Raw genomic sequence first — 24343 nt, forward strand, 5'->3', positions numbered from 1 at the left:
CCATGTTTGTGGCTTGGGCCGGGCATACCTATACGTTGTCGGTGACGACTAAACCGCCCGCCTGGGAAATCACGCAAGACGCCTATCACTCCCATGAGCAGCAAGCAGAGACGTCGAGCGCAAGCTACTCAGATCATTACCACTCGCCGATGACTCCAGACCATCAGCATGAAACACCACAGCTCACGTCCACGTTGAGTTTGGCTGTACAGCTAAAGCCGTCCGTGCGAGTCGATGCCCTCCAATATTCCGTTCCCCGCCCGCCGATTTTCTTGATCGAGCGTCCACCGCGTCCTTCGTCCACATCCTGACCATGGCCGCACGCGGCCTTTGATCCCTGCAACGTAGGATTGATCTATGCATTCGCACTCATTGAGCGGCGTTGTCGCATTCACTGTGCCATCGCACCGCCCGCTATTGCTGTTGTTTTTAGTTGTCGCCGGACTTTTTCTCGGGATGCCCGAGGCTATGGCTCACGCCGTCGCTGAAGGTGATAAGGGGTTTATCCAGGAGAGTTCCGGCGTCATGCTGCTGCCCTTCATCTACATGGGCGCTAAGCACATGATGACGGGCTACGACCACCTGTTGTTTCTGTTCGGGGTGATCTTCTTCCTCTACCGGCTTAAAGATGTGGGGCTCTACGTCACTTTATTCGCCGTAGGGCACTCGGTCACGCTGCTGCTTGGCGTACTTACCGAGGTCAGCATCAGCTCCTACATCATCGACGCCATCATCGGTTTCTCAGTGGTGTACAAGGCGCTCGATAACCTAGGCGCGTTCCAGCGCTGGTTTGGCTTCCAACCCAACACCAAAGTGGCCACCCTGATCTTCGGCCTGCTCCATGGTTTCGGTCTGGCGACAAAGATTCAGGAGTACGAGATCTCGCCTGATGGCCTGATTCCGAATCTGATCGCCTTCAACATTGGCGTTGAGATCGGCCAATTGCTGGCTCTTAGCACGATTCTGATTTTGATGGGGTATTGGCGGCGTACAGGCGGATTCTGGCGACATGCCTACACCGCCAACGTCGCAATGATGAGTGGCGGTTTCCTGCTGATGGGTTACCAAATCACCGGCCTGTTTGTCTCCGCGTAAGGAATTCTGACCATGTTCAATACTCCGCTTCCTACTGTTAACGAATTGCCCAGCACCCGCAAACTGGTACGTTCGACTGTCATTGCAATACTGGTTGCTGCCGGTCTTCTGGTAACTGTTGTCATGCCTTCGGAGTACGCCATTGATCCGACAGGTGTGGGCCGAACACTGGGTCTTACCCAGATGGGCGAATTGAAGATCATCCTTGCCCAAGAGGCGCTGGCGGATTCAGCGCGACCTCAACCAGCCGCTTCAAGCCCCGTTCCAGCTCCAGCTCCAGCTCCAGCTCCGCAGGTTGTGCAAGTCCAACCGACTGCGAAACCGGTAGCGACACTTGCCCCTACTTTGAAAACGGATCAAATGACCGTCACTCTCAAGCCTGGCGAAGGGAAAGAAATCAAACTTGAAGTCCTCAAAGGCAAGACTGTTAGCTATGAATGGACTGCGGTTGGTGGGCCAGTAAATTACGAGACTCACGGCGAGCCGTACAACGGTGAAAAAGGCTATTTCCACAGTTATGGAAAAGACAGGCAAGTCAAAGATAACAAGGGGCAGTTCACCGCGATTTTTGACGGCACTCATGGATGGTTTTGGCGTAATCGCAGCAACAAGGACGTGACTATTTCACTGAAAACCAGCGGCGATTATCTGGGCGTCAAACAGTAATCCGGAGCAGCGGAGGCTACTCTGCTGCCAGAAATGCAGAGTCAGCTTGCCCACATGCCACTCAATTTCATTCATTTATGAAGAGTCTTCCAATGAACACCCCAACTACTTTGATCCGTTCGATGCTCCTGATCTGCTTGCTTGGTTTGATGGGCGGCTGCGGAGGCGATGAAAAAGGCGCAACCTCCGAGAGCGCCGAGCACGGTCATTCACACGAGTGACGCCGTAAATAAACAAGGCCGCAATGCGGCCTTGTTCCACCAAGAAGGGGCGCCCGAGCTTTCTTTTGTTCTTAGTCAGCAGGCCACGCAGGTAAGCGGATCACAAAGGTCGTATGGCCGTCTCTGGAGACGCATCCGACGGTGCCGTCATGGGCGTCAACCAATGATTTGACGATTGCCAAACCTAGCCCAGCATTGTTTGTAGCACCATCTCTACGTGCGGGATCAGCTCTATAGAAACGGTCAAACAGGCGGGGCAGATGCTCTGCTGCTATCTCCTCTCCGAGGTTCGTCACTGACACGATGATCATTCTACCCAATGACTCGATTTTTACGGAGATAGTGCAGTCAGGTGGCGTATACCTGAGCGCATTAGAAAGTAAATTCGAGATCATCCTGTCCAACATCGTACCGTCACCATAGACCGCGCCGTGTCCGGAGACTTGTAGCTTTACTCCGGTGTCTTCTGCCAGCAACTGGTAATACTCGAAAAGTTTTTCGACCACCGAACGCAACTCGATTTTCTCTTTGGCAGGTAGAACCAGTCCGTTGTCCGACTTTGCTAAGAAAAGCATGCCATCAATAATGCTCGAGAGCCGGTTGAGATCCTCCAGGTTGGAATAGAGATTCTCTTCATAAGTGTCCGGTGCACGCTTCTGTGAAAGGATGACTTCGGTGTGTGTGCGCAGGTTGCTGATAGGGGTTCGTAGCTCGTGCGCAATATCGGCTGAAAAATTGGACAGCCGAACAAAAGACTCTTCTAGGCGAGCAAGCATGGCATTGAAAGAAGATACAAGGCTCTCAAGCTCACGAGGCACCGAGTCCATCGGGATGCGCTCCTTCAGCGAGCCGGCTGACATTGACGCCGCGACTTGCGTCACTTGTGCGACCGGCTTCAACCCGCTCCGCGCCACCAACCACCCTAACGCTGCGCTGACCAGAGCGCTGATAGCCAGCCCAATGACCAGCCACCAGCGCAAAGTTTTAACAAAATGCATATGGCTGGTGATGTCCATACTCAACCATGCGGTTAGTGGCTCAGCTTCATTCACTAAATGAACTTGGGCCTTCATGCCTCTGTAAGTATGGCCGCCAGCCGTCCACTCCAACAAACCTTCCCCAGCCTCATGAACCGCTGCGGTAGGTTGTGTAGCTCCGTTGGCAGTAGCGAAGATCGTCCTTCCACCTTTGGTGACAATCGATGCTGAAAGCTCCTGATGGGCACCGAGCAGAGCTTGCAGTTGTAACACCACTTCTGAAGAGTCTACGGAGCCAGCCTCGCCATCCATGATTTGCCGAATGGATTCGAGCTTTTCCGTCATCGCTTGACGGTCGAGGGCTTTGAAGTGCTGTCTACTAAACGCATCGAAGGTAAAGCCTGCTACAACCAGCACGGCTACCACGGCACAGACAAACATCATGCTCAAACGGAAGGTAAGAGATACACGCTTCATTCAGTATCCGGCGCATCTAGCATGTAGCCCATTCCCCTGGTGGTCTGAATCAGCTTAGTGTCGAAATCATCGTCGATTTTGGCCCGGAGCCGGCGAATTGCTACTTCGATCACGTTGGTATCACTGTCGAAGTTCATATCCCAAACCTGCGATGCGATCAGTGATTTTGGCAGGACTTCCCCTCTACGGCGCATTAGGAGTTCTAAGAGGGAGAATTCCTTGGCGGTGAGGTCAATGCGTCGACCTGAGCGTGAGGCACGGCGCTTTAGCAGGTCGACCTCCAGATCCCCGATCTTGATAGATGTCTGATTGGGCACGGCGGATCCGCGTCGAAGCAAGCTTCTGACGCGAGCTAGTAACTCGGAAAATGCGAAGGGTTTAACGAGATAGTCGTCCGCGCCCAACTCCAAACCTTTAACCCGATCATCGACTCCATCCCTGGCCGTTAGAAAAAGCACAGGGACTGAGTTCCCGGATGCACGTACACCCCGAATGACTTCCCAGCCATCAACGCCCGGCATCATCACATCCAGAATCAGGAGATCGTAGGTCTCGCTCAGCGCTTGATGTAGCGCCTCTGTCCCCGTCACCACCCGGTCGACACTGAAACCTGCCTCCACGAGGCCCTGCTGTAGGTACATTCCGATTTTGGGTTCGTCTTCTGCGACTAAGAGTTTCATGCCCAAGCTCCGGTTTGCGGTGTTCTAGTGTGCTACCAATCTGACAACTGTGCGCAAGCTTACGTAAATGTAATTGCCTCAACAGCCAACGGATCGCCCTAGTACCACGACAGGTCGGTATGTGAAGGGCTGGATGAAATGAAGTGGCTGGCGGCTTACAAAAATGTAATCAGCGATCTGAGCTTTTTGCGCTTAACCTGCCTCCAACCACTGCGGAAGCACGACTGCTGGCCAAGACTAGGACTTGCAGAGCAACCGCATACTAAAACGCTACGGGGTACATCGAATGTTCAAACGAAAGCTATCGCTCGCCGTGGCCTTGATGATTTGTGGTGTAGCGCAGGCAGCTGAGCCGCTCACAATCGATGTGCATCGTGACGCGAACTGCGGATGCTGCAAGGAGTGGGTCAAGCACCTCGAATCGAATGGATTCAAGGTGGTCGACCACGTGGAAACCAATATGAGCGCTATCAAGCAGAACTTGGGCGTGCCACAGGGACTCGCTTCATGCCATACGGCTGTGATCGACGGCAAATTCGTGGAGGGTCATGTCCCAGCGGATGAAATCAAGAAGCTGAAGGGGCGTTCAGACCTCGCAGGAATTGCAGTGCCAGGCATGCCGGCAGGTTCTCCTGGTATGGACTACGGCCAGACTAATCAACCTTATCAAGTCCTGGGGCTCACCAAGGCAGGTACGCAAGAGGTGCTCGCTGACTACCCGATCAGTCGATAGTCGATGTCAAAATCTGAGTACCCTCGGGGTCGCTCGGATCTACTAGCTCCTGGATCACCCTTGAGCCATCTCGATTGAGGGGCTCAATGTTCCTAGCCAAGCCACCAAGCAAACGATGACGACAGCACAGGTCGCTTCGATCAAGACACTTTTCTTCAAAGCAGTTGCTGCCATCCTGTAATCCCCTGCTTCTAGAGCGCGCTCTAGTGAGGGACTCAGGAAGAAACGATTGAGGGTAGCAAGTCCAATCATGCCGGCGAAAAGCAGGACTTTAATCAGGAGAAGAATACCATAGGTGCTAGTTACGAGTTCGATCACTGTCGGCCCGACAATGAAGAGATAATTTGCGACGCCAGTAATTATGATTGTGCCAACAATAAATCCGCCCGCTGTTTCGAATCCTTTAAGCGCTCGTGACAGCACTCTAACGAGTTGCTCCGAATTAGCCCCTTTAATCCTCAACATGAGACTAAAGGCCGCGAGCGCTCCGATCCAGCCGCCAGCGGCGAGGAGATGCAGAATATCAGCTGCAAAGTGCCAGAATCGCTGAGTACCTTCGTCCATCGCCCCATGACCTGTCCACGCGAGCGTGGATAAGGCGATACTGCCTGCCAAGGTAGCAACCCAGAGACTTCCTGTTGGCCATCGCTTGCTCTGACTTCCGACAGAAATCACCACTGCTAATGAAATCATGCGTGTCACCCAGCTATAGCCCACCTCAGTTTCGTACACCATCATTTCCAGATGGGGTAGCAGCTCCGCCCAGTCGGATGCGCCGCTCATATTTTTTGCCATGACGATGAAGGTTGCTATCGACAAAAACACACCAACAGCAGCGATGCCAGGTAGTAGCGACCCAAAATGCAACACCGCGCCTGAGACGCGCTCTTTTCCCCGAAAGCTGTAAAGCCCGAAGACTGCTAGGCCGAACAGGAGCATCAGGTCTAAGTAGAGCGCGAATCGCAGCACCACATTTAATGAGTCGCTCATACTTATTTCACTTTGAACGTTACGGCGCCGGTGATCGGGTGGGTGTCGGACGAAACGGCTCTCCACTCCACTTTATAGGTGCCAGTTGTGAGAGGTGAGACAGGGGTAACGATCATCGTTTTAGGATCACTGCCGCCGGCCACGCTCGCCTTCACACCCATAGGTGAGTTTGGCATACCAGGCATGTCGGTCATGATCAACTTGGCTCCGGAAAACTGAGTTACCAAATTCTCGGAAAAGTGCAGCTCAATTTTTGCTGGGGCCTGACCGTTCTCACCTTCAGCCGGAGTTGAAGACAACAACTTTGGGTGAGCTTGCGCAACTGCACTGAGCAGTAGGCTGGATGAAATAGCTACGGCAACAACACAAGACTTGAAAACAGACATGCAAGGCTCCTCACAGCGCTTAGCTGTTGTAATGAGGTTAGGTAATTATTTGGTGCCGCTAACTTCGATTTAGAACCACACTCGGACGCCGAGCACTAGGCGTGCTTCGTTATTATCTTCGCCTTCATCGCGGGCATAGTCTGCGGTTTTGCCGTAAGCCCGATTCCAAGTTACACCGACGTAAGGTGCGAATTGCGGACAGATTTCGTACCGGAGCCGCAAACCAATCTCACTTTCAGACAGCCCTGATCCAACTCCACGTTGGGGATCGTTTTTGCCATAAAAATTGAATTCTGCCGTCGGTTGCAGAATCAGCTTATTGGTAAGGAGAATGTCGTAGTCACCCTCCAATCGAGCAGCGGTCTGGCCACCTTCACCCAGATAAGCAGTAGCCTGGGCCTCGAAATTGTAGAGCGCTAGGCCCTGAATACCGAAAGCAGCCCACGTTTGTGGGTCGCCTGGTTTGAAGTCTTGACGAACCCCACCGACTAAATCCCACCAAGGGCTAATGGAGTGGCCCCAAAGTGCCTGAACCTCTGCTTCTTCAGTCTTCCCATTGGTGCGCTCACCTTCGGAGCGCAACCATAGCCGATCAACATCTCCCCCTATCCAACCTTGTGCTTCCCAGTTCAGCGCGCTTCCATCGTCAGCATCCTGCCATTCCAGTTTCTCAAATATAAAAAATGAGTTGATTGCAGTGTCATGAACTTCATGACCACCAGGGGCGTTATAGACTGCGGCTCTGTCAGCATCGGTAAGTGGTGGTATCGGAGTCCGGCTTTGAGTTAGTGGTTGCTTGGCGGGCTGCATACCCTCCTTTTTGCTGTGATCCATGCCCTTCATCTGGCTGTGATCCATGCCCTGCATCTGGCTGTGATCCATATCCTGCATCTGGCTGTGATCCATACCCTGCATCTGGCTGTGATCCATACCCTGCATCTGGCTGTGATCCATGCCCTGCATTTGGCCGTGATCCATGCCCTGCATCTGCCCAGCGGCCACGCCCTGGCTAGACTCAGCAGCTGCCGGCAAGGCAACACCAGCAGTGAGAGCGACCGTGAGTACAGCCGAGTGCATGCGAGTCCCGCTTAAGAAATTACTCATAGCCATCTCCTTACTCCTCCACGCGCACTTCACGGAACATGCCCATTTCCATGTGGTATAGGAGATGGCAGTGATAGGCCCAGCGTCCCAGCGCATCGGCAGTCACCCGGTAGCTGCGCTTTGATCCTGGCGGCATATCGATGGTGTGTTTGCGGACAAGGAATTGCCCGTTTTCATCTTCAAGGTCGCTCCACATCCCATGCAGGTGGATGGGGTGAGTCATCATGGTGTCGTTCACAAGAACGAACCGAACTCGCTCGCCGTACTTCAGTTTTACCGGCTCGGCGTCTGAAAACTTCACGCCGTTGAAAGACCAGGAAAATTTCTCCATATGACCGGTCAAGTGCAGTTCAATAGTGCGACTTGGCTCACGGCCATCTGGATCCTCAAACGTGCTTTTTAGATCAGAGTACGTCAGCACCTTTCGACCATTGTCGCGAAGGCCCATGCCAGGATCATCGAGCTTCGGAGAGGTCGACATTGCTTGCATGTCGACGAGGGGATTGTTGGACTCTGTGGCTGGGTGCGACTGCATTTCTCCCATACCATTCATGCCGCCCATGGGCACATTGCTGTGATCCATTCCCTGCATGCTGGGCATGCCTTGCATAGCACCAGAGCTATCTTTCATGGCTCCGCCGTCCATACCTGACATACCCTGCATCGAGTCGTCTCCCATACCGGCCATTTTGCTGTGATCCATTCCAGCCATATCGCCCATACCGGCCATCCCACCGTGATCCATACCGGCCATCCCCATGTCGGCCATGGTGACTAGAGGACGAGGGTCTAGCGCAGGCACTGGAGCTGTCATGCCAGACCGGATAGCCAAGGTGCCTCTGGCGTAACCCGACCGATCCATCGACTGCGCAAACAGTGTGTAGGCCTCTTGCGTGGGTTCGACGATCACGTCAAACGTCTCGGCGGTGGCGATTCTGAACTCATCCACGATTACAGGTTTGACGTACTGGCCATCAGCAGCCACAACAGTCATCTTCAAACCAGGGATACGTACATCGAAGTAGGACATGGCTGAACCATTGATGAACCTTAACCTAAGCTTTTCGCCAGGTTTGAAGGTGCCAGTCCAGTTGGAGTCCGGAGACTGTCCGTTCATCAAGTAGGTGTACGTCGCACCACTGACGTCTGCGATGTCAGTAGGGTTCATCTTCATCTCGGCCCACATCTTGCGATCAGCGACGGTTGCTGACCAACCTTTGTCAGCCACGTCATTGATGAAGTCACCCACTGTTCGCTTATGGGTGTTGTAGTAGTCCGCCTGTTTCTTCAGTGTTTTCATCAGCGAATCAGGATTTTCATCAGTCCAGTCGCTAAGCATCACCACGAGGTCGCGGTCATACTCGAAAGGTTCAGGTTCTTTGGCATCGATGACCAGTGGGCCGTATACACCAACCTGTTCTTGGAATCCGGAGTGACTGTGATACCAGTACGTTCCGTTCTGCTTGACCTTGAACTGATAAACGTACATGCCATCAGGCTCAATCCCATGAAAGCTCAGACCTGGCACACCGTCCATGTTTGCCGGAAGGATAATCCCGTGCCAGTGTATAGAAGTCATATCCTTGAGGCGGTTCTTGACCCGCAACGTCACGGTATCGCCTTCCCGCCAGCGCAGCTGTGGCCCAGGAATCCCGCCATTTATAGTCATGGCCGTCCGAGAGTTCCCAGTAATATTTACCGGTGTTTCTCCGATGAAGAGGTCAAACTCTGTACCTAACAAGACATTGGTCTCGCCCGCTCTAGGGGCGGCCCAGATAGGGGTATGCCAGAGGCCTAGACCACCGAGAATCCCGCCTGCGGTGAGTCCCTTCACAAAGGTGCGCCGAGAGGTTTTGGCTTGCATACCGATTCATGTCCCGTCAGTCGAATGTTAGATGTGCGCACTGGGCGTGCCCCCGAGGGCTAACGCTAGACGAGCTGGTGTGCTTGATGTATCGAAAGATGACATAAGCCAGCAAACGGGATGATTACATTTCAGTAAGCTGGTTGGCTCAGCAATGGTGAGGCTGCTTTTCAGCCTTGAGCTTTTGTTGTGCAATATTTTCTTGCGCCCCAGCTCCTGGGGCAGACTTTCCGGTGGCCATTGCCGTCTCGCGAGCTCGTTCCATGCGCTCAACCGCACGGTCGCCGCCACCTTCGGCAAAGGCCAGGGACGATATAGCCAGGCTGAATGTAAGAATCACAACGTTGGTTGCTTTCATAGTGCATCTCCTTCAAGGAATTGACTCTCGATGAAACCAGAGAGTTTGAGCGTCAGCTCGATGAGGATGATGAGGGGACGCACCTGTCAGCACGCTTAGCCAGTGATTACACTTTTGACAGCACATGGAGAAACTCAAAATCTGAAAGATCGACGGCGTCATGAAATTTGACCGCACCAGCGAACCGACAGCCGGCTGCATAAATTGATGTAGATCAACCGTGGCACTTCAATGTGGCGTATGTTGAAAAATCAAAATCTGCTAATCAGTACCGGAGATTCTCCATGTTCTGGTTTCGCCATCGTCAACCAACGTTCATACGCCTCGCCGTCGTGCTGTGGGTGTTAGCGTTTGGTCTGGCAGCGACCCAGGGATGTCTGGTACAGCCCAGCCACAATCCGGCTACAACTCATGTCTCGCTGAACACCGCGCAAGATCACGATAGCCACGCCGCCCATGCCCTCGGTTGCCTTAAGCACTGCGCCGATGCGGCAATAGCCGTAAGTCCTTCGCTCCATCTTCAAGTATTTGACCTGTTCAGTTGGACGTTTCTGCTCCTTATCCCAGCGTTGCTGATTTTGTATCCCGCCAATCCCTCCGCTTTTGCCTTTCTTGCATTACGGCGCCCTCTACCGGCCAGACCTCCTTCCCGCCTGATTTTCGTCCGTTTCAACGATTAATCCGACCTTCTGCGCGCCGATTCTCGGCGCCCTGTCTGACTGCGCCAACCTGGCGCGGCTTGGTATTACCTGAGTTGTCCTGACCCTTTGGAGATTGCCATGCATGCCACATTGAAATTTTTCCTCGCCACCCTGCTCGTGAGCAGCCCACTCATCGTCTCGGCAGTCGATGAGCATCACCCGGAGGGGCAGACCGCGCCCGCCAAGACAAGCGAGGCAGCTACGCCGATGCAAAACAATGTCATGACCGAGCAAATGCAAAAAATGCAGGCTGCACACGACAAGGCAGCCGCAGCCAAGACCCCAGCCGAGCGACACGCCGCCATGCAGGAGAGCATGAAGACGATGAAGGACAGCATGGCCGTGATGCATAAGAACTGTCATGGCAAGGGCATGGACGGCAACAAAGACGGCATGGACATGGGAATGATGAACATGATGATGAAAATGATGGATCAGCAAACGAGCATGATGAACATGCCGATGAGCAAGTGACGCGCACAAGCCTGTAGGCAATGCAGCGACGGTTTTACTTTAGCCAATATGCCAAGGGTAAAACTGCCGCCCGTTGCACCTTTACGACGTATCACTAAACAGCACTCCCTCAGGAGTACAGAACCATGATGAATTCACCACATTCCGCTAACACCGCTCCAACATTTTTGAGGAGCAAACCCGGCATAGCGCTGGGCATGCTGCTGGTGATCGTGCTGTTCTATCTAGCAAGAGAACACTACGGCCATATGCTGGGCTTACTGCCTTACATGATTTTGCTGTTGTGCCCGCTGATGCATTTTTTCGGGCACCACCACGGTGGTCACAGTCATCACGGCGAAACCTCAGTCTCAACCAAAGATGCGAACAGGAGTTAGCTCATGCACACCCCTGAGGTTCGTCAAGAGCACGGCGCAATACAGAACTTAGAATCTCAACCCACCGACTCCCTTGACCCGGTATGTGGCATGAACGTCAGTAACGACAGCCAGTTCAGCACGGAATATGAGGGGCAAAACTACCGGTTCTGCAGCCAGAAATGCCAAACGACATTCAGGGCAGCGCCCGAGCGTTATCGAATATCTCAACTGAAAATCGAACAAATCCCTCAGACAACAGCAGAACCCTTAACGGGTGCCGCTGAATACACATGCCCCATGCATCCGGAAATTCGCCAGATCGGCCCCGGCGTCTGCCCTAAGTGCGGCATGACCTTGGAGCCGGTGATTCCCGAATTGGAGGAAGAAGAGAACTTAGAACTCAGGGACTTCACCCGGCGCTTCTGGTGGACATTGCCACTGACAGTGATCGTAACCGTGCTGGCAATGGGTGGCCATGCCCTGGAGTTGTTCCATGGCACCACGCAAAATTGGGTCGAGCTGGGATTGGCTACTCCCGTCGTGCTGTGGGCTGGCTGGCCGTTTTATGTGCGTGGTGTGCGTTCGGTGATTCAGCGAAGTCCGAACATGTGGACGCTAATCGGCCTCGGCACGGCGGCGGCCTTCCTTTACAGCGTCGTGGCCACCCTGACCCCCGATGTATTCCCCAGCAACTTCATGATGGAGGGCCGCATCGGTGTGTACTTCGAAGCGGCGGCTGTGATCATCTCACTGACCCTTCTCGGCCAGATGCTTGAACTCAAGGCTCGCTCGCAAACCTCGGCTGCCATCAAGTCGCTGCTTGGACTGGCACCCAAAACTGCGCGACGGATCAATGCCGATGGCACGGAAGAAGACATCCCTCTGACGCACGTACACAGCGGCGACACGTTACGTGTTCGACCGGGCGAAAAAGTGCCTGTCGACGGCCAGGTGATACAAGGCGAAAGCGCTGTAGATGAGTCGATGCTCACCGGCGAACCGATACCGATCATGAAGAGAGCCGGCGACGCGCTGATTGGCGCCACTCTCAACATCCACGGCAGTCTGGTGATGCAGGCGCAGAAGATAGGATCAGCGACCCTGCTCGCACAGATTGTGCAGATGGTTGTGCAGGCACAACGCTCAAAAGCGCCGATGCAACGGCTGGCAGATGTGATTGCCAGTTACTTTGTGATTGTGGTGATTGCTATCGCCGCGCTGACTCTACTCGGCTGGGGGCTGTGGGGGCCCCAGCCAAGTTGGGTGTTCGGACTAATCAACGCTGTCGCGGTCATGATCATCGCCTGTCCCTGTGCCCTTGGCCTAGCGACACCGATGTCAGTCATGGTTGCCACCGGCAAGGCTGCTGGCAGTGGCGTATTGTTTCGCGATGCCGCCGCCATCGAAAACCTGCGCAAGATAGACATCTTGATAGTCGACAAAACTGGCACCCTCACTGAAGGTCGACCAGCGTTCCATAGCGTCGAGGCCGTACACGGATTTACTCAGGATGAAGTGTTGCGCCTGGCCGCAAGTCTCGATCAGGGCAGCGAGCATCCATTGGCCCACGCCATCGTCGAGCAGGCTCGTGCCGCAGGGCTAAAACTGGTGACACCTGAAACCTTCGAGTCAGCCTCAGGTATCGGTGTAAGCGGTCAGGTGGAGGGTCGCCGCCTGATGCTAGGCAATACCGCGTTGATGCAGGAGGCGGGCGTTTCCACCGAGAGCTTGCAAGCACATGCCGAGAAGCTACGCGGCGACGGTACGAGCATCATGTACCTGGCAATCGATGGCGCCCTGGCGGGTTTGCTGGCTGTTGCCGACCCCATCAAACCCACCACGAAGCTGGCCGTCGAGCGTCTGCAGGCGGATGGCGTCAAGGTCATCATGGCCACTGGCGATGGCCTTACGACTGCTCGCTCCGTAGCTCGCCAATTGGGCATCGAGGAGGTTCACGGCGAGGTCAAACCGCAAGATAAAAAACGTCTGGTGGCATCTCTGCAACAAGCCGGACACCGGGTGGCGATGGCCGGCGACGGAATCAATGATGCCCCCGCACTGGCTCGCGCTGATGTAGGTATCGCCATGGGCACTGGCACTGACGTGGCGATGAACAGCGCTCAGGTCACCCTGGTCAAGGGGGATCTGCTCGGTATCCTGCGTGCTCGCAGCCTGTCAGTCGCAACGGTGAGAAATATGCACCAGAACCTGACATTCGCCTTCCTTTACAACGCCATGGGTATCCCACTGGCTGCCGGCTTGTTCTTTCCACTTACCGGTCACCTTCTGTCACCGCTCATTGCCGCACTGGCCATGAGCGTGAGCTCGGCGTCGGTAGTATTCAACGCCTTGCGTCTGCGCCAGGCTTCCATTGATTGAGTGAAAACGACCGCTTGACCTTGCCATGACAGCAAGGTTGAGGATAAGCCTACGCCGCAGAAAAGCCTCATGCGTCCGTCTTTCCATGATCAACTTTGTTGTGAGGAGTCACCAATGAAAACTGTTGAACTGCAAGTCCAAGGCATGAGCTGTGGTTCATGTGTCAAACATGTCACCGAAGCGTTGCGCCCACTTGAAGGCGTCAGTGACGTAGCGGTGGATTTACAAGCCGGACGGGTGAAGGTTAGCGGCGATTCGGACAGCCAAGCGCTGCTTGCGGCCCTGGAGAACGCGGGCTATCCAGCACAGCTGGCGACAGTGGAAAGCGTAGCGATTAAGAAAACTTCGGGCTGTGGCGGGAACGGCGGCGGATGCTGCGGTAGGTAAGTATTATTTTTAACTGGAGAACTCGAATCACCTCGACCTCGGTGGAGTTGCGGTGCTGGATATGCCCGCTGGTTCGCCTGGAATACAGCCAATCCAAACAGGCCGGTTGAGTCAGGACGGGGCGCGATCTATTCCGCGCACGCCGAGCATCTTGCACATGGGTTATTGCATGCCTTGCCGGTCGGAAAGCTTCCGCCAAGTTTAAAGGGGGCCCGGCTTGAGGCTGAGCTGGGAATGTAGATCGAACTCCGAGACCCAGCCCAATCAAACTTTTCAACAAACTCCTTGTTGTCCGAGCCCAGACCTGCACCGGAAGGCCATAGGTGGTCAGCCTCAACCGAACATTTTGTTATTTCGTTCATGTCCAACGGTAATCCAAAACGGGTAATGTTAGGGTTTAGAATCAGGGACGACACACATGGCTTTGAAGATTCGTACGGCGGTGATAACAGATGCAGTAAGCATCCAGCGCATTTACGCCCCCATTGTTTCAACAACGGCAATTTCGTTCGAAGAGATCCCGCCAAGCGCTGAGGAAATCGCACAGCGGATAGCGACCACGCTTCAGACATATCCCTATTTGGTTGCCGAAGAGGGAGGAGAAATCAAGGGCTATGCCTATGCAAGCCAACATCGGGCCCGCCCGGCTTACCGATGGGCTGTGGACGTAACGGTGTACATAGCCGAGTCGGCGCGCCGTCAGGGTATTGGCCGCCAACTCTACGAAACTTTGCTTCCGATGCTAGATAAACAGCAATATCGCGCAGCTTATGCTGGAATTGCGCAACCCAATGAAGGCAGTGTGGGTCTTCATGAGTCGCTGGGATTCGTCCACATCGGCACGTATCCAGAGGTGGGCTTCAAACTTGGGATATGGCACGACGTCGGTTACTGGCGGCTCGGGCTGTGCCAGGAAACTCCGCCTCTAGAGCCTATTCTCTTCCCCCAGCTTGAATCCGCATCTCAGTAAGTGCATCCGCTGTACGTCGGGTGCCATCAAACTATGCCAGTGAGATAGCTTTGCACTGGCTTGACTACATCGAGCGGTGAGGGTTAGACCAGCAACATGCTTAGACATGACCGGTAGAGAACGACCCATAGCGGTCATCCAGTGCAAGTGATTATGCATGCGCTTTCTTCAGGCCTTTCAATCGCACAATCGCTCTTTGCACAGCGGCCATTTTTTCGGGCCGTTTCATGCGTTTCCACTTTCTGATGTCTTCCTTACTTCGCCCGCAACTAACACATAGGTCACCACTCAACTGGCAAACTGAGATACAGGGATTTTCGATTTCTTTAGCCATTGTTAGTTACCTTTGTCCGCGCTTGTTTGAGCCAAACGATTTTTCCAGTTGCCCCCATGCGTACGTTGGCATTCCTCCTCAGAGTCGAAGCGGAAATTGCGGTCTGAAAGGTTCAAGTTGATGCCGGCCTCATTCAGCGCGATGGCAGTCAACTCAACAATGCGCGCCTTCGCGTTAGCCTGAGCGAGCTTCTTGTTAGCCAGAGTTTCGAACACCCAGATTACCTTTAGGGTTTCAGCCAGCGCATTCATGTCGGCGGTGTGGGTGAGCCAAGTAAATCCTTCGATCTCCCCTTTCGCTGTTTCGCATGCTTCGGTGAGCGTGGTAATTAATCGACGCTCGATCCGCGCAAGCTCACGTTTCCCAAGTGGCATCGCAAGTTCCTATGAAGTCGGGGTCAGTGAGTCGGTTAATCAAACCAATCGAAACTCGACTGTAAGGTGGCTGACTTCATGGACAGGCTTGAGTCGTTCACGAATGCTTTCTGCGTTCGCAGTAGATTCGCCAAGGACGCTTACGATAGCCGCATGCGCTTCTGGCCCGACCCGCCAGACATGCAGGTCTGTAATGGTTGCATCACCCGGTTTTTCAACCAGCTCGCGGATCTCATCTGCAACGTGCTCATCAGTTTGATCCAGCAGTACAGCAGAGGTGACACCCATCAAACTCCATGCCCAACGCGCAATAACAATGGCGCCCACAATGCCCATTACCGGATCCAGCCACACCCATCCGAGATACCGGCCAGCGAGCAGTGCTGCAATTGCCAGGACGGAGGTCAGAGCGTCCGCTATCACATGGACATAAGCTGATTTCAGGTTGTTATCACCATGCCCATGCCCATGATGATCATGATCGTGCCCATGGCTGTGACCGTGGCCAAGCAGAAGCGCGCTCACAATGTTTACGATCAAACCCACAATCGCAATGAGCGTAGCGGTTCCGAATTGAACCTCCGTCGGCTGCAAAAGGCGCATGACCGACTCTACGGCGATTACCAAGGACACCATGCCGAGAATGAGCGCCGATGCAAATCCACCTAAGTCTCCAACCTTGCCCGTACCGAAGCTATAGCGACTGCTGGAAGCGTGGCGTTTTGCGTAACCGTAGGCAGCTGCAGCGATGCCCAAAGCGCCTGCATGGGTTGCCATGTGAAAGCCGTCGGCAAGCAAAGCCATCGAGCCAGTGATATAGCCGGCGACGATTTCGCCAACCATCATCACCACCGTTAGCGCCACAACCCAAAGGGTACGCTTGGCATTTTCTTCGTGTGCTGACCCAAGGAACACGTGGTCATGTACGTGGTTAATTTCGATGTTGTGGCTGCTGCTCATGAGCATGTACCTGGATTTTTCATTTGGAGTAGCGGCGAATGGCTTCAAGAAGCTCTTCGACACCCTTGTTGCGCTCTTCATCGCTAAGCGTTGGGCTCGCTACATGCTCTCTGGCGTGATCCTCAATAATTTCGTCCATCAATCCGTTGATAGCTCCACGTGTGGCAGCTACGAGATGCAAGGTTTTCGCGCAATCGGCATCCGATTCGAGCGCACGCTCAACGGCCTGGATTTGCCCCGCGATGCGTTTTACTCGCTTGAGAAGATCGTCTTTGTTTGAAGCTATATGGCCCATGGGAGAACTCCCTCTGACTGTGCATAAGCGCATGATAGGTATACCCCCTATACCTATGCAAGCGCCGTTTGACGGAAAGCTCATGAACAGCTATTTGCTGAAACTGAGGCTTCAAATAGGAGGAAGGGCGGAACAGGATGACCAGGTCTCTGCTATTGGCCGCTCGTTGCTATGATGCTGCCAAAGCGAGCAGGTCAAATCAGATGCAATCGTTGGTCGGGTCGACTGCAAACGAGGGCCGAGCGGAGTGCGAGTGGCACTCCGAGGCCACGTACTTCGGGAGGGATCAAACCCTGTTGCCATTCTCATCAATGACGACTTGTCCGTCTTCCTTGACGAAACTGCCGCTCTGCTCCTGAGGCAGAAGGTCTAGAACGGCCTCTGACGGGCGACACAAACGTGTGCCCAACGGCGTCACGACGATGGGGCGATTGATCAGGATAGGGTGAGCCATCATGGCATCGATGAGCTGCTCGTCAGTCAGCGATGCAACGCCCAATCCCAGCTCCTCGTACGGAGTGCCTTTGATACGCAAAAGAGCCCGCACCCCGATACCCATATCTCCAATGAGTCTGACAAGTGTGGTGCGATCAGGCGGGGTCTTCAGATACTCGATAACCGTCGGTTCTTCCCCGCTGTTACGGATCAACTCCAAGGTGTTGCGAGAGGTGCCGCATTCGGGGTTGTGGTAGATCGTGATCTGGCTCATATCGCTTCCTCGTGCTGACGTTAGATGGAGCGCTGGTTGACGCGTTTGGACAGATCTTCGGCGGACTCTTTACGCTCGGAGTACCGATCAACCAAGTAATCCTGGCGATCCCGCAACAACAGGGTGAACTTCATCAGCTCTTCCATCACATCCACGAGACGGTCGTAGTACGAGGAAGGTTTCATACGGCCTGCTTCATCGAACTCAGTGAATGCCTTGGCCACGGAAGACTGGTTAGGGATGGTAAACATCCGCATCCACCGTCCAAGTACCCGCAGTTGGTTAACCACGTTAAAGGATTGGGAACCGCCACAGACCTGCATCACAGCAAGGGTTTTGCCTTGCGTAGGTCGTACAGCGCCCATCGCCAGCGGAACCCAGTCAATTTGGGCCTTGAAAACTGCGCTCATGGAGCCGTGACGCTCAGGGGAGCACCAAACCTGCCCCTCAGACCATTGCATCAGCTCCCGCAGCTCAGCGACCTTGGGATGTGTATCAGGAGCGTCATCCGGCAGCGGTAGCCCTGATGGGTCGAAGATCTTGGTTTCAGCGCCAAACTCATTCAGCAGGCGTGCCGCCTCTTGCGTGACTAGCCGGCTGAATGAGCGCTCTCGCGTTGATCCATACAGCAGAAGAATGCGAGGTTTATGGAGCGAAGGCGTACGAGGCGACAGTTGCTCTAACGAAGGAATGTCGATCAGGTCGGCGTGTACGTTCGGCAATGTGTCTTGCATAAAAACTCCTATGGCGGCGCCAGGTTGGGCACCGCCTCGGTTGGTCTTTAAAGCGAACCGATGCGACTCAGCTCAGCTTTCAACTGGTCAGCGCTAAGGGTGTTCAATGGCAGCGCAAGAAATGCGCTCACGCGCTCGTGAATTTTGGCGAGTGTGGTTTCGAACGCTGCGGTAATGTCTGTTTCCGACCCGGTGGCATCGGACGGATCAGCCAGGCCCCAATGTGCCTTCAAGGCTGGGCCGAAGAAGATGGGGCATGCTTCTCCTGCAGCCCGATCACAGACCGTGATTACGATGTCAGGAGGCGAACCCTCAAACGCATCTGAAGCCTTGCTGCTCAAGCCCGCCGTGGAGATACCCGCCGCCTCCAGCGTTTGCAATGCGCGTTGATTCACCCGGCCACTGGGAAAGCTTCCTGAGCTGACGGCTTCAACACCCTCGGGCGCCAGGTGGTTGAAAAGCGCCTCGGACAGAATGCTGCGGCAGCTGTTGTGGGTGCACATGAACAAGACTTTCATCAGACGATTCCTTGATTCAGAAACTGAGGCGCAGTGCCAAGGCGGACAATGTGGCGACGAGGATAGGTAAGGTCAGCACGATCCCAGTCTTGAAGTAGTAACCCCAACTGATCGTTATGTTTTTCCGGGCCAGCACGTGCAGCCACAACAGAGTGGCCAAGCTCCCAATTGGGGTGATCTTCGGGCCCAAGTCGCAGCCGATGATGTTGGCGTAAACCATCGCTTGCTGGATTACACCATCGACTTCGGCGGCATGAATGGACAAGGCGCCTACCAAAACGGTGGGCATGTTGTTCATGATCGAAGAAAGCAACGCTGTTAGCAGTCCTGTACCTAGGGCCGCGCCCCAAACGCCATAACCGGCGAACACGTTCAGGATCTGCGCGATGTGGTCGGTCAGGCCGGCGTTCTTCAGTCCATAAACAACCAGGTACATACCCAAAGAAAAAATCACCACCTGCCATGGCGCCTCTTTGAGCACCTTGCTTGTGTTGATGGCGTGACCACGCGCTGCGATGACATAGAGAATGAATGCACAGACCGCTGCAATGGCGCTGATTGGCACTCCCAATGGCTCAATGACAAAGAAGCCGATCAGCAGTAGTGCCAGCACCCACCAACCGGCGACAAAAGTGGCACGGTCGTGGATTGCCTCGTCCGGATTGTCCAGTTGGTTGAGGTCATAGGTCTTCGGTAAATCTTTGCGGAAGAACCACAGCAGCATGGCTAATGTCGCCGCCACGCTGACGATGTTTACCGGCACCATGATCGAAGCATATTCGTTGAAGCCGATATCGAAATAGTCGGCAGAAACGATGTTGACCAGGTTGGAAACCACCAGTGGCAAGCTCGCCGTATCGGCGATAAAACCAGCTGCCATGACGAATGCCAACGTAGCAGCAGGAGAAAAACGCAACGCCAGTAACATCGCGATCACGATGGGTGTGAGGATCAATGCCGCTCCGTCATTAGCGAACAGAGCCGACACAGCCGCGCCCAGCAAGACGATGAATGCGAATAGCTTACGAGTGCTTCCAGCTCCCCAGCGAGCCACGTGCAATGCAGCCCACTTGAAAAAGCCTGCCTCATCAAGCAGCAGACTAATGATGATGACAGCGATGAACGTCCCGGTGGCATTCCAGACGATTCGCCAAACCTCTGGAATGTCAGCAAGGGTAATGACGCCTGCCAGCAACGCAACGATGGCCCCCAACAATGCGCTCCAACCTACTCCGAGCCCCTTGGGTTGCCAGATGACGAGCACTATGGTGGTAATAAAGATCAATACAGCAATCAGCATTTCGTTAATCCGATTGGGGGCGTGAATCAGTTACACACGGCCTGATTGATGGGACGGTCGTTCATGCCGCATAGACGTCTAGCTTCGGTTTCCATCCATTGCTGATTGGCGTCTACGACTTCTTTCAAAACCGTAATTACCCACGCAGGCAAATCGGGATTCAGTCGGTAGTACACCCACTGACCTTGCCGACGATCCATCAGTAAACCGGCAGAGCGCAGCAATGCCAGATGACGAGAAATCTTCGGCTGACTGAGGTCGAGTGCCGCCGTTAGCTCGCAGACACACAGCTCGCCTTCACTCACGACGAGCAGGGATATTTTGGCTCGGGTGTCATCCGCCAGGCATTTGAATAAGGTGGTGGGGGTCATGGGTTCTGTCATAGATCCTCCAGGCATTTGGTCTTGACCAAAACGTAGATGAAAAGCACTTTGATGGCTGTGCTCAAGGTTGCCCCGCACGCATATGGAAAATCGAATATACGGATTATCGAATATTCGGTAAAGCGAATATTACTTTCTGCTAGTTTGGTTGAGGCTGTCGTTGTCCAAACGCGGGACGTCAAGGAGTTGAAGGGATGGGAAGTGACATGACGATCCAGGCAAATAAAATTGCCGGGGCGCAGTGGCAACGTTTTCGCGCTGCATTGGAATCCGCCAATCTGCCTGCAGACGATATTGACCTCCCTGGCCGAACCTTTTTTGAGTTCGCTATAGACGGTGAGACCGTCGGATGGGGAGGGTTTGAAACGCATGGGGCAGATGGGTTGCTTCGCTCGCTGATGGTAGTGCCGGCACACAGGTCGAAAGGAGTCGGGGTCGCAGTGCTTCGGGTCATTGAATCGATAGCCGCCGAGCAGGGGATTGCTCGGCTTCATCTACTGACGACAACAGCATCAGGATTTTTTGAGCACCAGGGATATGCAGTTAGTCAACGAGATACTGCGCCGCCTATGATTTTTCGAACGGGGCAGTTCATGGGACTCTGTCCAGGCTCGGCTTGCTATATGCGCAAGGCCTTACCTTCAAAAGGAGAACCGACAGCGCTGGCTAATAATCTGCCCGACTGATGATTTGGCTACAGGCGCTACGCGATGCCCTTTCGTAGTTGGCAAGAGCAACACTGACCATAAAACGTAGGTGCTCCGAGGCCTAGTGCTCACTGAGAGTCAAGAGGCATGTAGGTTAAGTGCCGTCCGAGCGTAGACCCGTGGGAAATGGCCCTTGAGCATCTGGGCTCAGACGGGCGGCTCCAAGCGGTCATAGATATGTGGAGTCGCGCCGCCCCTCTGCCCAGACCAGTCGTTGAGCACCTATCCACCGACAAGGTGAGCCAGGAAGTCCCTAACATACTGAAAATGCCCAGGAACGAGTCGGTGCCTTCGTACCGGCCACATTGCACGCTCGTCACGCTAGTGACTTCGTAGATGGGCTCATCGTACGACTGCCGCCGGAGCAGCTTTATAAGCCCTGCGAGGCTCTCGTACTGAAATCGCGCTAGGGATTTGACGTTCATGCAGGCTCCCCGAGGAGGCGAGTCAGCAACAATCCTAGTAGAATTTGTCCAGCTACGTGCCGTCCCTTTTGAGATGTTCTATGAACTCTGAGTTAACTGAAGAAGAAATGCGTCGCGCCCTGTTCGGAACGCCTCAGCCCGAAGAAAAAGCGTCTGCTCCTCTAGTACAAGAGCCTGTGCCAGAGGTTGTGTTCACGAAACTGGTGGCCGCTCCAACTGCCATGCAGAAGGTGGCGAAAGCATTCACACCCAGGCTTAGGGTCACGCTCCGGGTTGGAAACGAATTTGAAGGAAAAATGCGAGAGTTGATTCATGAGGCCGACACCTTGAGCTCGTTACTTGCCGGACAGGAGGCTGTGAAGGCTGCTAGGAAGAAGTACAGGTATGTCGAGGTGGTATCGGTTAAATCGATGTAGCCGGCTTGGGTGACCTAGCTAGGCGGCTGACTGAGCCATCCGTTTGTCCCTTGTACGTCGAGGCCCACGATGGGCCAGAGGGATGAAGATGGGCGCCCGTAGGGCGAGAACCTGGCAAAGCTAGGGGTCGGTTCACGACAGCCGTACCCCGAAGGAGCGAGCCCCAGTGGAGATACGGTGAATCGCCATCGAACAAGGAGGCAGTATGGTTGGTTCGCGTGCGAAGGCTGGCTTATCGGCGCATGGACTCGTCGATCTATTCGCACCCAGTCTTTCTAGCTGATGTCCGTCCTCAGTCCAACTACACATCTCCTAAGCGGAGATTGATGGAAGGCGAACTATGAAAGTGGTGCCACTTCCCGCTTGAGATTCGACTTCAATACTTCCGTGATGGGCGCTTACGATAGCAGATGCTATATACAGCCCCAGCCCGAGCCCCGCTTCAGCACCGTACTCGACGCCGCCTTGTAGATGTCGAATCAACGGATTGAAGAGGCCTGCCTTTGCGCTGTCTTCAATCGGAGGCCCAGCGTTTTGGACGGACAGCTCTGCGAATCCACCAACGATTTTTAAAGTAACGGTGACTGGGCTGCTACCGTCGCCGTGCTGAATAGCATTCCCAATAAGATTAGCAATGACCTGCTCCATCCTGGATTTATCAAACCTCCAGGGCAGGGTGTATCCAGATACCAAATCTATCTGTCGATCCGGGTGGTAGGCTCTAGCTTCTTCAACCATGCCCCTGCAGGTCTGCACCAAGTCGTCGCGCGCCATGCTGATTGGTATTCCTGAACCGAGCTGAGTACGTGTGAAATCTAATAGGTCACCCACAATTTTTATAGACCGTTTCACACTCGTATAAATACGCGACACATTCTTGGTAGGCTTGGGCGGGAGATCCCCTGCACGCAATAGAACCTCAGCGCTGAGTAATACAGCACCGAGCGGACTTCTCAGATCGTGACCGAGTACGCCAAGAAATACGTTTCGCGCTGTTTCTACCGCAGTCGCATAAGTCACTACAGACTCTGCAAGCGCCTGATCGATAGCTTCGTTGAATCGAATGACATCAGTAACTTCCTGATCCTTGGACACATGGTCAGGCGGCAGCCACAACGCTAGCACGCTGGTACGGAGGGCTCTGTACTCTGCGATCACTTGTCCGATGGTAAAACCTGAAGCATGTCGAAGCTCAGCGTGTGTTTCTGCGGAGGTGATACCGTTTAACCGAGGCGCATTTCCGTGGGATTTCAACATCCTTGCTTCATGACTCTGTGGAGTTTGGAGATCAGCGGCAATTGCTCGTAGCATGTGCTCTGCGTGATCTCTCAGGGCCAGAGCTTTCATTCCCTCCGTTGCGGGAGTTAGCGTCTTGGCAAAATCTTCCCACTGCTGAAGGATCGGTTCCATGTTCTGTAGAATGAAGTCAGCTAGGCGCATTGTGTGCTCCCCATTATAAAAAGTGGATTCTCTGGTCGATCAGCCTAAGCAATAAGGCGCCTCAATCAAGTATGCATTAGGTATTGCTCGGCCCACGCCTTCCATTGCGCCCTTGACTGCATAATGGGCAGAGTGTGCTCCACTGCCCCACTCCAACGCCAGACGATCCGGCAATCAGACTTCGACCAACGCATCACCTCAGCCTCATGCCGCCAAACGTTACACGAGCGTCTCCATATCGCTCCCTTCAGACGCGAGTTGATAAAGGGGAAGTAAGATCATCTGACACTGTGCTTCCGCAGATCCCTACGTGTTGGTTAGCCTCCGAAGAACCAGCGTATGGTGCGGTACGAGCCGAGCTTTGCCCCGAAGAAGCGATGGCAAGAGGGATAGCAGCCGACCGATTAAGTACTCAGGGGAGATCGCCCAAATGGAGACAGCGAGTAACGAGCAGGTTCTAAACGGCTACGCTTCTCTGTTTGCATGTTGGAAATTCCAATGTCCAATGCAGACCTACTCCCTTCCCTCCTCTACAAGATCAATCAGAACCAACTTGCGCTTGAAGCGGCAATCATGGAGCTCACGCTGTGGGTCGAACAACGCGGCACAGCGGAGGTTGCCTCCAACGTTCGGGGCGCTTTGGACACGATCTCCAAGAACGAAGAATTCATTAACATGACGCTGGCGGTGCTAATGACGCCAGATTGATCAGACGCTGCTTGAGTAACCCAACGCGCCCTTCGCGATCGATGGCACGCAGCAGAGTGGCCAAGCTTTCATGGTGGCAAAATCTAGTGCGACAAACGTCGCGAAGAAGCGATTCGCTCTTCTACGCTACCCCGGTCGTTACCGAAAAGCATAAACGTGTTCATGCAAGCTCCTCCCGCTACTACGAGGAAAACCCTGCAAGCGCATGCCTACAGGGTT

At 54.1% G+C, this 24343-nt stretch carries 29 protein-coding genes; 12 read left to right on the forward strand and 17 right to left on the reverse strand.

The window, feature by feature from the left end; all coding sequences use genetic code 11:
* Positions 1–357 precede the first annotated feature (357 nt).
* Together ACP7EE_RS21160 and ACP7EE_RS21165 are read left to right on the forward strand one after the other, a co-directional pair.
* Positions 358–1095: a HupE/UreJ family protein gene (locus ACP7EE_RS21160; protein WP_426236493.1), complete on the forward strand. Its 738-nt coding sequence runs from the start codon at positions 358–360 to the stop codon at positions 1093–1095.
* 12 nt (positions 1096–1107) lie between these two features.
* Positions 1108–1761, forward strand: a complete 654-nt coding sequence (locus tag ACP7EE_RS21165; protein ID WP_426236494.1) for a transmembrane anchor protein — start codon at positions 1108–1110, stop codon at positions 1759–1761.
* Between the two features lie 292 nt (positions 1762–2053).
* On the opposite strand, the gene ACP7EE_RS21170 is transcribed toward ACP7EE_RS21165, so the two are convergent.
* Positions 2054–3436 carry a heavy metal sensor histidine kinase gene (locus ACP7EE_RS21170; protein WP_426236495.1) on the reverse strand — a complete coding sequence of 461 codons (1383 nt, stop codon included), beginning with the start codon at positions 3434–3436 and terminating at the stop codon, positions 2054–2056.
* A complete protein-coding gene (locus tag ACP7EE_RS21175; RefSeq protein WP_426236496.1) occupies positions 3433–4116 on the reverse strand; it encodes a heavy metal response regulator transcription factor in 684 nt (227 codons plus the stop codon). Before ACP7EE_RS21175 ends, ACP7EE_RS21170 begins: the two co-directional genes overlap by 4 nt.
* 286 nt (positions 4117–4402) lie before the next feature.
* Between ACP7EE_RS21175 and ACP7EE_RS21180 the strand changes: the two genes are divergently transcribed.
* The gene (locus ACP7EE_RS21180) at positions 4403–4849 is read left to right on the forward strand and encodes a DUF411 domain-containing protein (protein ID WP_426236497.1); all 447 of its coding nucleotides are present in this window, start codon (positions 4403–4405) and stop codon (positions 4847–4849) included.
* Between the two features lie 54 nt (positions 4850–4903).
* Here the strand turns inward: ACP7EE_RS21180 and copD are convergent, their stop codons facing one another.
* From copD to ACP7EE_RS21205, 5 genes are all read right to left on the reverse strand, one after another.
* A complete protein-coding gene (gene copD, locus ACP7EE_RS21185) occupies positions 4904–5839 on the reverse strand; it encodes a copper homeostasis membrane protein CopD (RefSeq protein WP_426236498.1) in 936 nt (311 codons plus the stop codon).
* A gap of 2 nt (positions 5840–5841) precedes the next feature.
* Entirely contained in the window at positions 5842–6225 is a 384-nt protein-coding gene (gene copC, locus ACP7EE_RS21190) for a copper homeostasis periplasmic binding protein CopC (protein WP_426236499.1), read from the reverse strand.
* A gap of 69 nt (positions 6226–6294) precedes the next feature.
* Positions 6295–7329 carry a copper resistance protein B gene (locus ACP7EE_RS21195; RefSeq protein ID WP_426236500.1) on the reverse strand — a complete coding sequence of 345 codons (1035 nt, stop codon included), beginning with the start codon at positions 7327–7329 and terminating at the stop codon, positions 6295–6297.
* Positions 7330–7339: 10 nt separating this feature from the next.
* Positions 7340–9193 carry a copper resistance system multicopper oxidase gene (locus ACP7EE_RS21200; RefSeq protein WP_426236502.1) on the reverse strand — a complete coding sequence of 618 codons (1854 nt, stop codon included), beginning with the start codon at positions 9191–9193 and terminating at the stop codon, positions 7340–7342.
* Positions 9194–9341: 148 nt separating this feature from the next.
* Positions 9342–9551 carry a co-regulatory protein PtrA N-terminal domain-containing protein gene (locus tag ACP7EE_RS21205; protein WP_426236504.1) on the reverse strand — a complete coding sequence of 70 codons (210 nt, stop codon included), beginning with the start codon at positions 9549–9551 and terminating at the stop codon, positions 9342–9344.
* Between the two features lie 284 nt (positions 9552–9835).
* Here ACP7EE_RS21205 and ACP7EE_RS21210 point away from each other — a divergent pair, with 284 nt between their 5' ends.
* The 6 genes from ACP7EE_RS21210 (at position 9836) to ACP7EE_RS21235 (ending at position 14821) form a co-directional block, all read left to right on the forward strand.
* A complete protein-coding gene (locus ACP7EE_RS21210; protein ID WP_426236506.1) occupies positions 9836–10231 on the forward strand; it encodes a hypothetical protein in 396 nt (131 codons plus the stop codon).
* 99 nt (positions 10232–10330) lie between these two features.
* Positions 10331–10726, forward strand: coding sequence for a hypothetical protein (locus ACP7EE_RS21215; protein ID WP_426236508.1), 396 nt, complete (start codon positions 10331–10333; stop codon positions 10724–10726).
* A 125-nt stretch (positions 10727–10851) separates the two neighbouring features.
* A complete protein-coding gene (locus ACP7EE_RS21220; RefSeq protein ID WP_426236510.1) occupies positions 10852–11103 on the forward strand; it encodes a DUF2933 domain-containing protein in 252 nt (83 codons plus the stop codon).
* Between the two features lie 90 nt (positions 11104–11193).
* Positions 11194–13464: a heavy metal translocating P-type ATPase gene (locus tag ACP7EE_RS21225; RefSeq protein WP_426236613.1), complete on the forward strand. Its 2271-nt coding sequence runs from the start codon at positions 11194–11196 to the stop codon at positions 13462–13464.
* A gap of 114 nt (positions 13465–13578) precedes the next feature.
* Positions 13579–13851 (forward strand): heavy-metal-associated domain-containing protein, encoded by a 273-nt coding sequence (locus tag ACP7EE_RS21230; protein ID WP_426236512.1) that lies wholly within the window; start codon positions 13579–13581, stop codon positions 13849–13851.
* Between the two features lie 418 nt (positions 13852–14269).
* Positions 14270–14821: an arsinothricin resistance N-acetyltransferase ArsN1 family B gene (locus ACP7EE_RS21235; RefSeq protein ID WP_426236515.1), complete on the forward strand. Its 552-nt coding sequence runs from the start codon at positions 14270–14272 to the stop codon at positions 14819–14821.
* A gap of 151 nt (positions 14822–14972) precedes the next feature.
* On the opposite strand, the gene ACP7EE_RS21240 is transcribed toward ACP7EE_RS21235, so the two are convergent.
* From ACP7EE_RS21240 to ACP7EE_RS21280, 9 genes are all read right to left on the reverse strand, one after another.
* Positions 14973–15155, reverse strand: coding sequence for a DUF1289 domain-containing protein (locus ACP7EE_RS21240; RefSeq protein WP_426236517.1), 183 nt, complete (start codon positions 15153–15155; stop codon positions 14973–14975).
* Between the two features lie 2 nt (positions 15156–15157).
* Complete coding sequence (locus ACP7EE_RS21245) at positions 15158–15529, reverse strand: hypothetical protein (RefSeq protein ID WP_426236519.1); 372 nt, start codon at positions 15527–15529, stop codon at positions 15158–15160.
* Between the two features lie 39 nt (positions 15530–15568).
* Positions 15569–16489 carry a CDF family Co(II)/Ni(II) efflux transporter DmeF gene (gene dmeF / locus ACP7EE_RS21250; protein WP_426236521.1) on the reverse strand — a complete coding sequence of 307 codons (921 nt, stop codon included), beginning with the start codon at positions 16487–16489 and terminating at the stop codon, positions 15569–15571.
* A 19-nt stretch (positions 16490–16508) separates the two neighbouring features.
* Entirely contained in the window at positions 16509–16784 is a 276-nt protein-coding gene (locus ACP7EE_RS21255; protein ID WP_080725266.1) for a metal/formaldehyde-sensitive transcriptional repressor, read from the reverse strand.
* Positions 16785–17070: 286 nt separating this feature from the next.
* On the reverse strand, positions 17071–17493 hold the full coding sequence (arsC, locus tag ACP7EE_RS21260) for an arsenate reductase (glutaredoxin) (RefSeq protein ID WP_426236523.1): 423 nt from the start codon (positions 17491–17493) through the stop codon (positions 17071–17073).
* A gap of 20 nt (positions 17494–17513) precedes the next feature.
* Positions 17514–18227 (reverse strand): arsenical resistance protein ArsH, encoded by a 714-nt coding sequence (gene arsH, locus ACP7EE_RS21265; RefSeq protein ID WP_128775131.1) that lies wholly within the window; start codon positions 18225–18227, stop codon positions 17514–17516.
* A 47-nt stretch (positions 18228–18274) separates the two neighbouring features.
* Positions 18275–18745 (reverse strand): arsenate reductase ArsC, encoded by a 471-nt coding sequence (locus tag ACP7EE_RS21270; protein ID WP_426236526.1) that lies wholly within the window; start codon positions 18743–18745, stop codon positions 18275–18277.
* Positions 18746–18761: 16 nt separating this feature from the next.
* Complete coding sequence (locus ACP7EE_RS21275) at positions 18762–20045, reverse strand: arsenic transporter (RefSeq protein WP_426236528.1); 1284 nt, start codon at positions 20043–20045, stop codon at positions 18762–18764.
* A 26-nt stretch (positions 20046–20071) separates the two neighbouring features.
* A complete protein-coding gene (locus ACP7EE_RS21280) occupies positions 20072–20428 on the reverse strand; it encodes a metalloregulator ArsR/SmtB family transcription factor (RefSeq protein WP_426236530.1) in 357 nt (118 codons plus the stop codon).
* Positions 20429–20622: 194 nt separating this feature from the next.
* On the opposite strand from ACP7EE_RS21280, the gene arsN2 reads away from it, so the two are divergent.
* Both arsN2 and ACP7EE_RS21290 read left to right on the forward strand, forming a co-directional pair.
* Positions 20623–21114, forward strand: a complete 492-nt coding sequence (gene arsN2, locus ACP7EE_RS21285) for an arsenic resistance N-acetyltransferase ArsN2 (RefSeq protein WP_426236532.1) — start codon at positions 20623–20625, stop codon at positions 21112–21114.
* A gap of 526 nt (positions 21115–21640) precedes the next feature.
* Positions 21641–21976, forward strand: coding sequence for a hypothetical protein (locus ACP7EE_RS21290; RefSeq protein ID WP_426236534.1), 336 nt, complete (start codon positions 21641–21643; stop codon positions 21974–21976).
* A 312-nt stretch (positions 21977–22288) separates the two neighbouring features.
* Here the strand turns inward: ACP7EE_RS21290 and ACP7EE_RS21295 are convergent, their stop codons facing one another.
* Positions 22289–23416, reverse strand: coding sequence for a sensor histidine kinase (locus ACP7EE_RS21295; RefSeq protein ID WP_426236536.1), 1128 nt, complete (start codon positions 23414–23416; stop codon positions 22289–22291).
* A 498-nt stretch (positions 23417–23914) separates the two neighbouring features.
* Between ACP7EE_RS21295 and ACP7EE_RS21300 the strand changes: the two genes are divergently transcribed.
* Positions 23915–24124 (forward strand): hypothetical protein, encoded by a 210-nt coding sequence (locus ACP7EE_RS21300; protein ID WP_426236538.1) that lies wholly within the window; start codon positions 23915–23917, stop codon positions 24122–24124.
* Positions 24125–24343: the final 219 nt, after the last annotated feature.

The sequence above is a fragment of the Pseudomonas sp. TWP3-2 genome, from assembly GCF_049897765.1.
Classification (GTDB): Bacteria; Pseudomonadota; Gammaproteobacteria; order Pseudomonadales; family Pseudomonadaceae; genus Aquipseudomonas.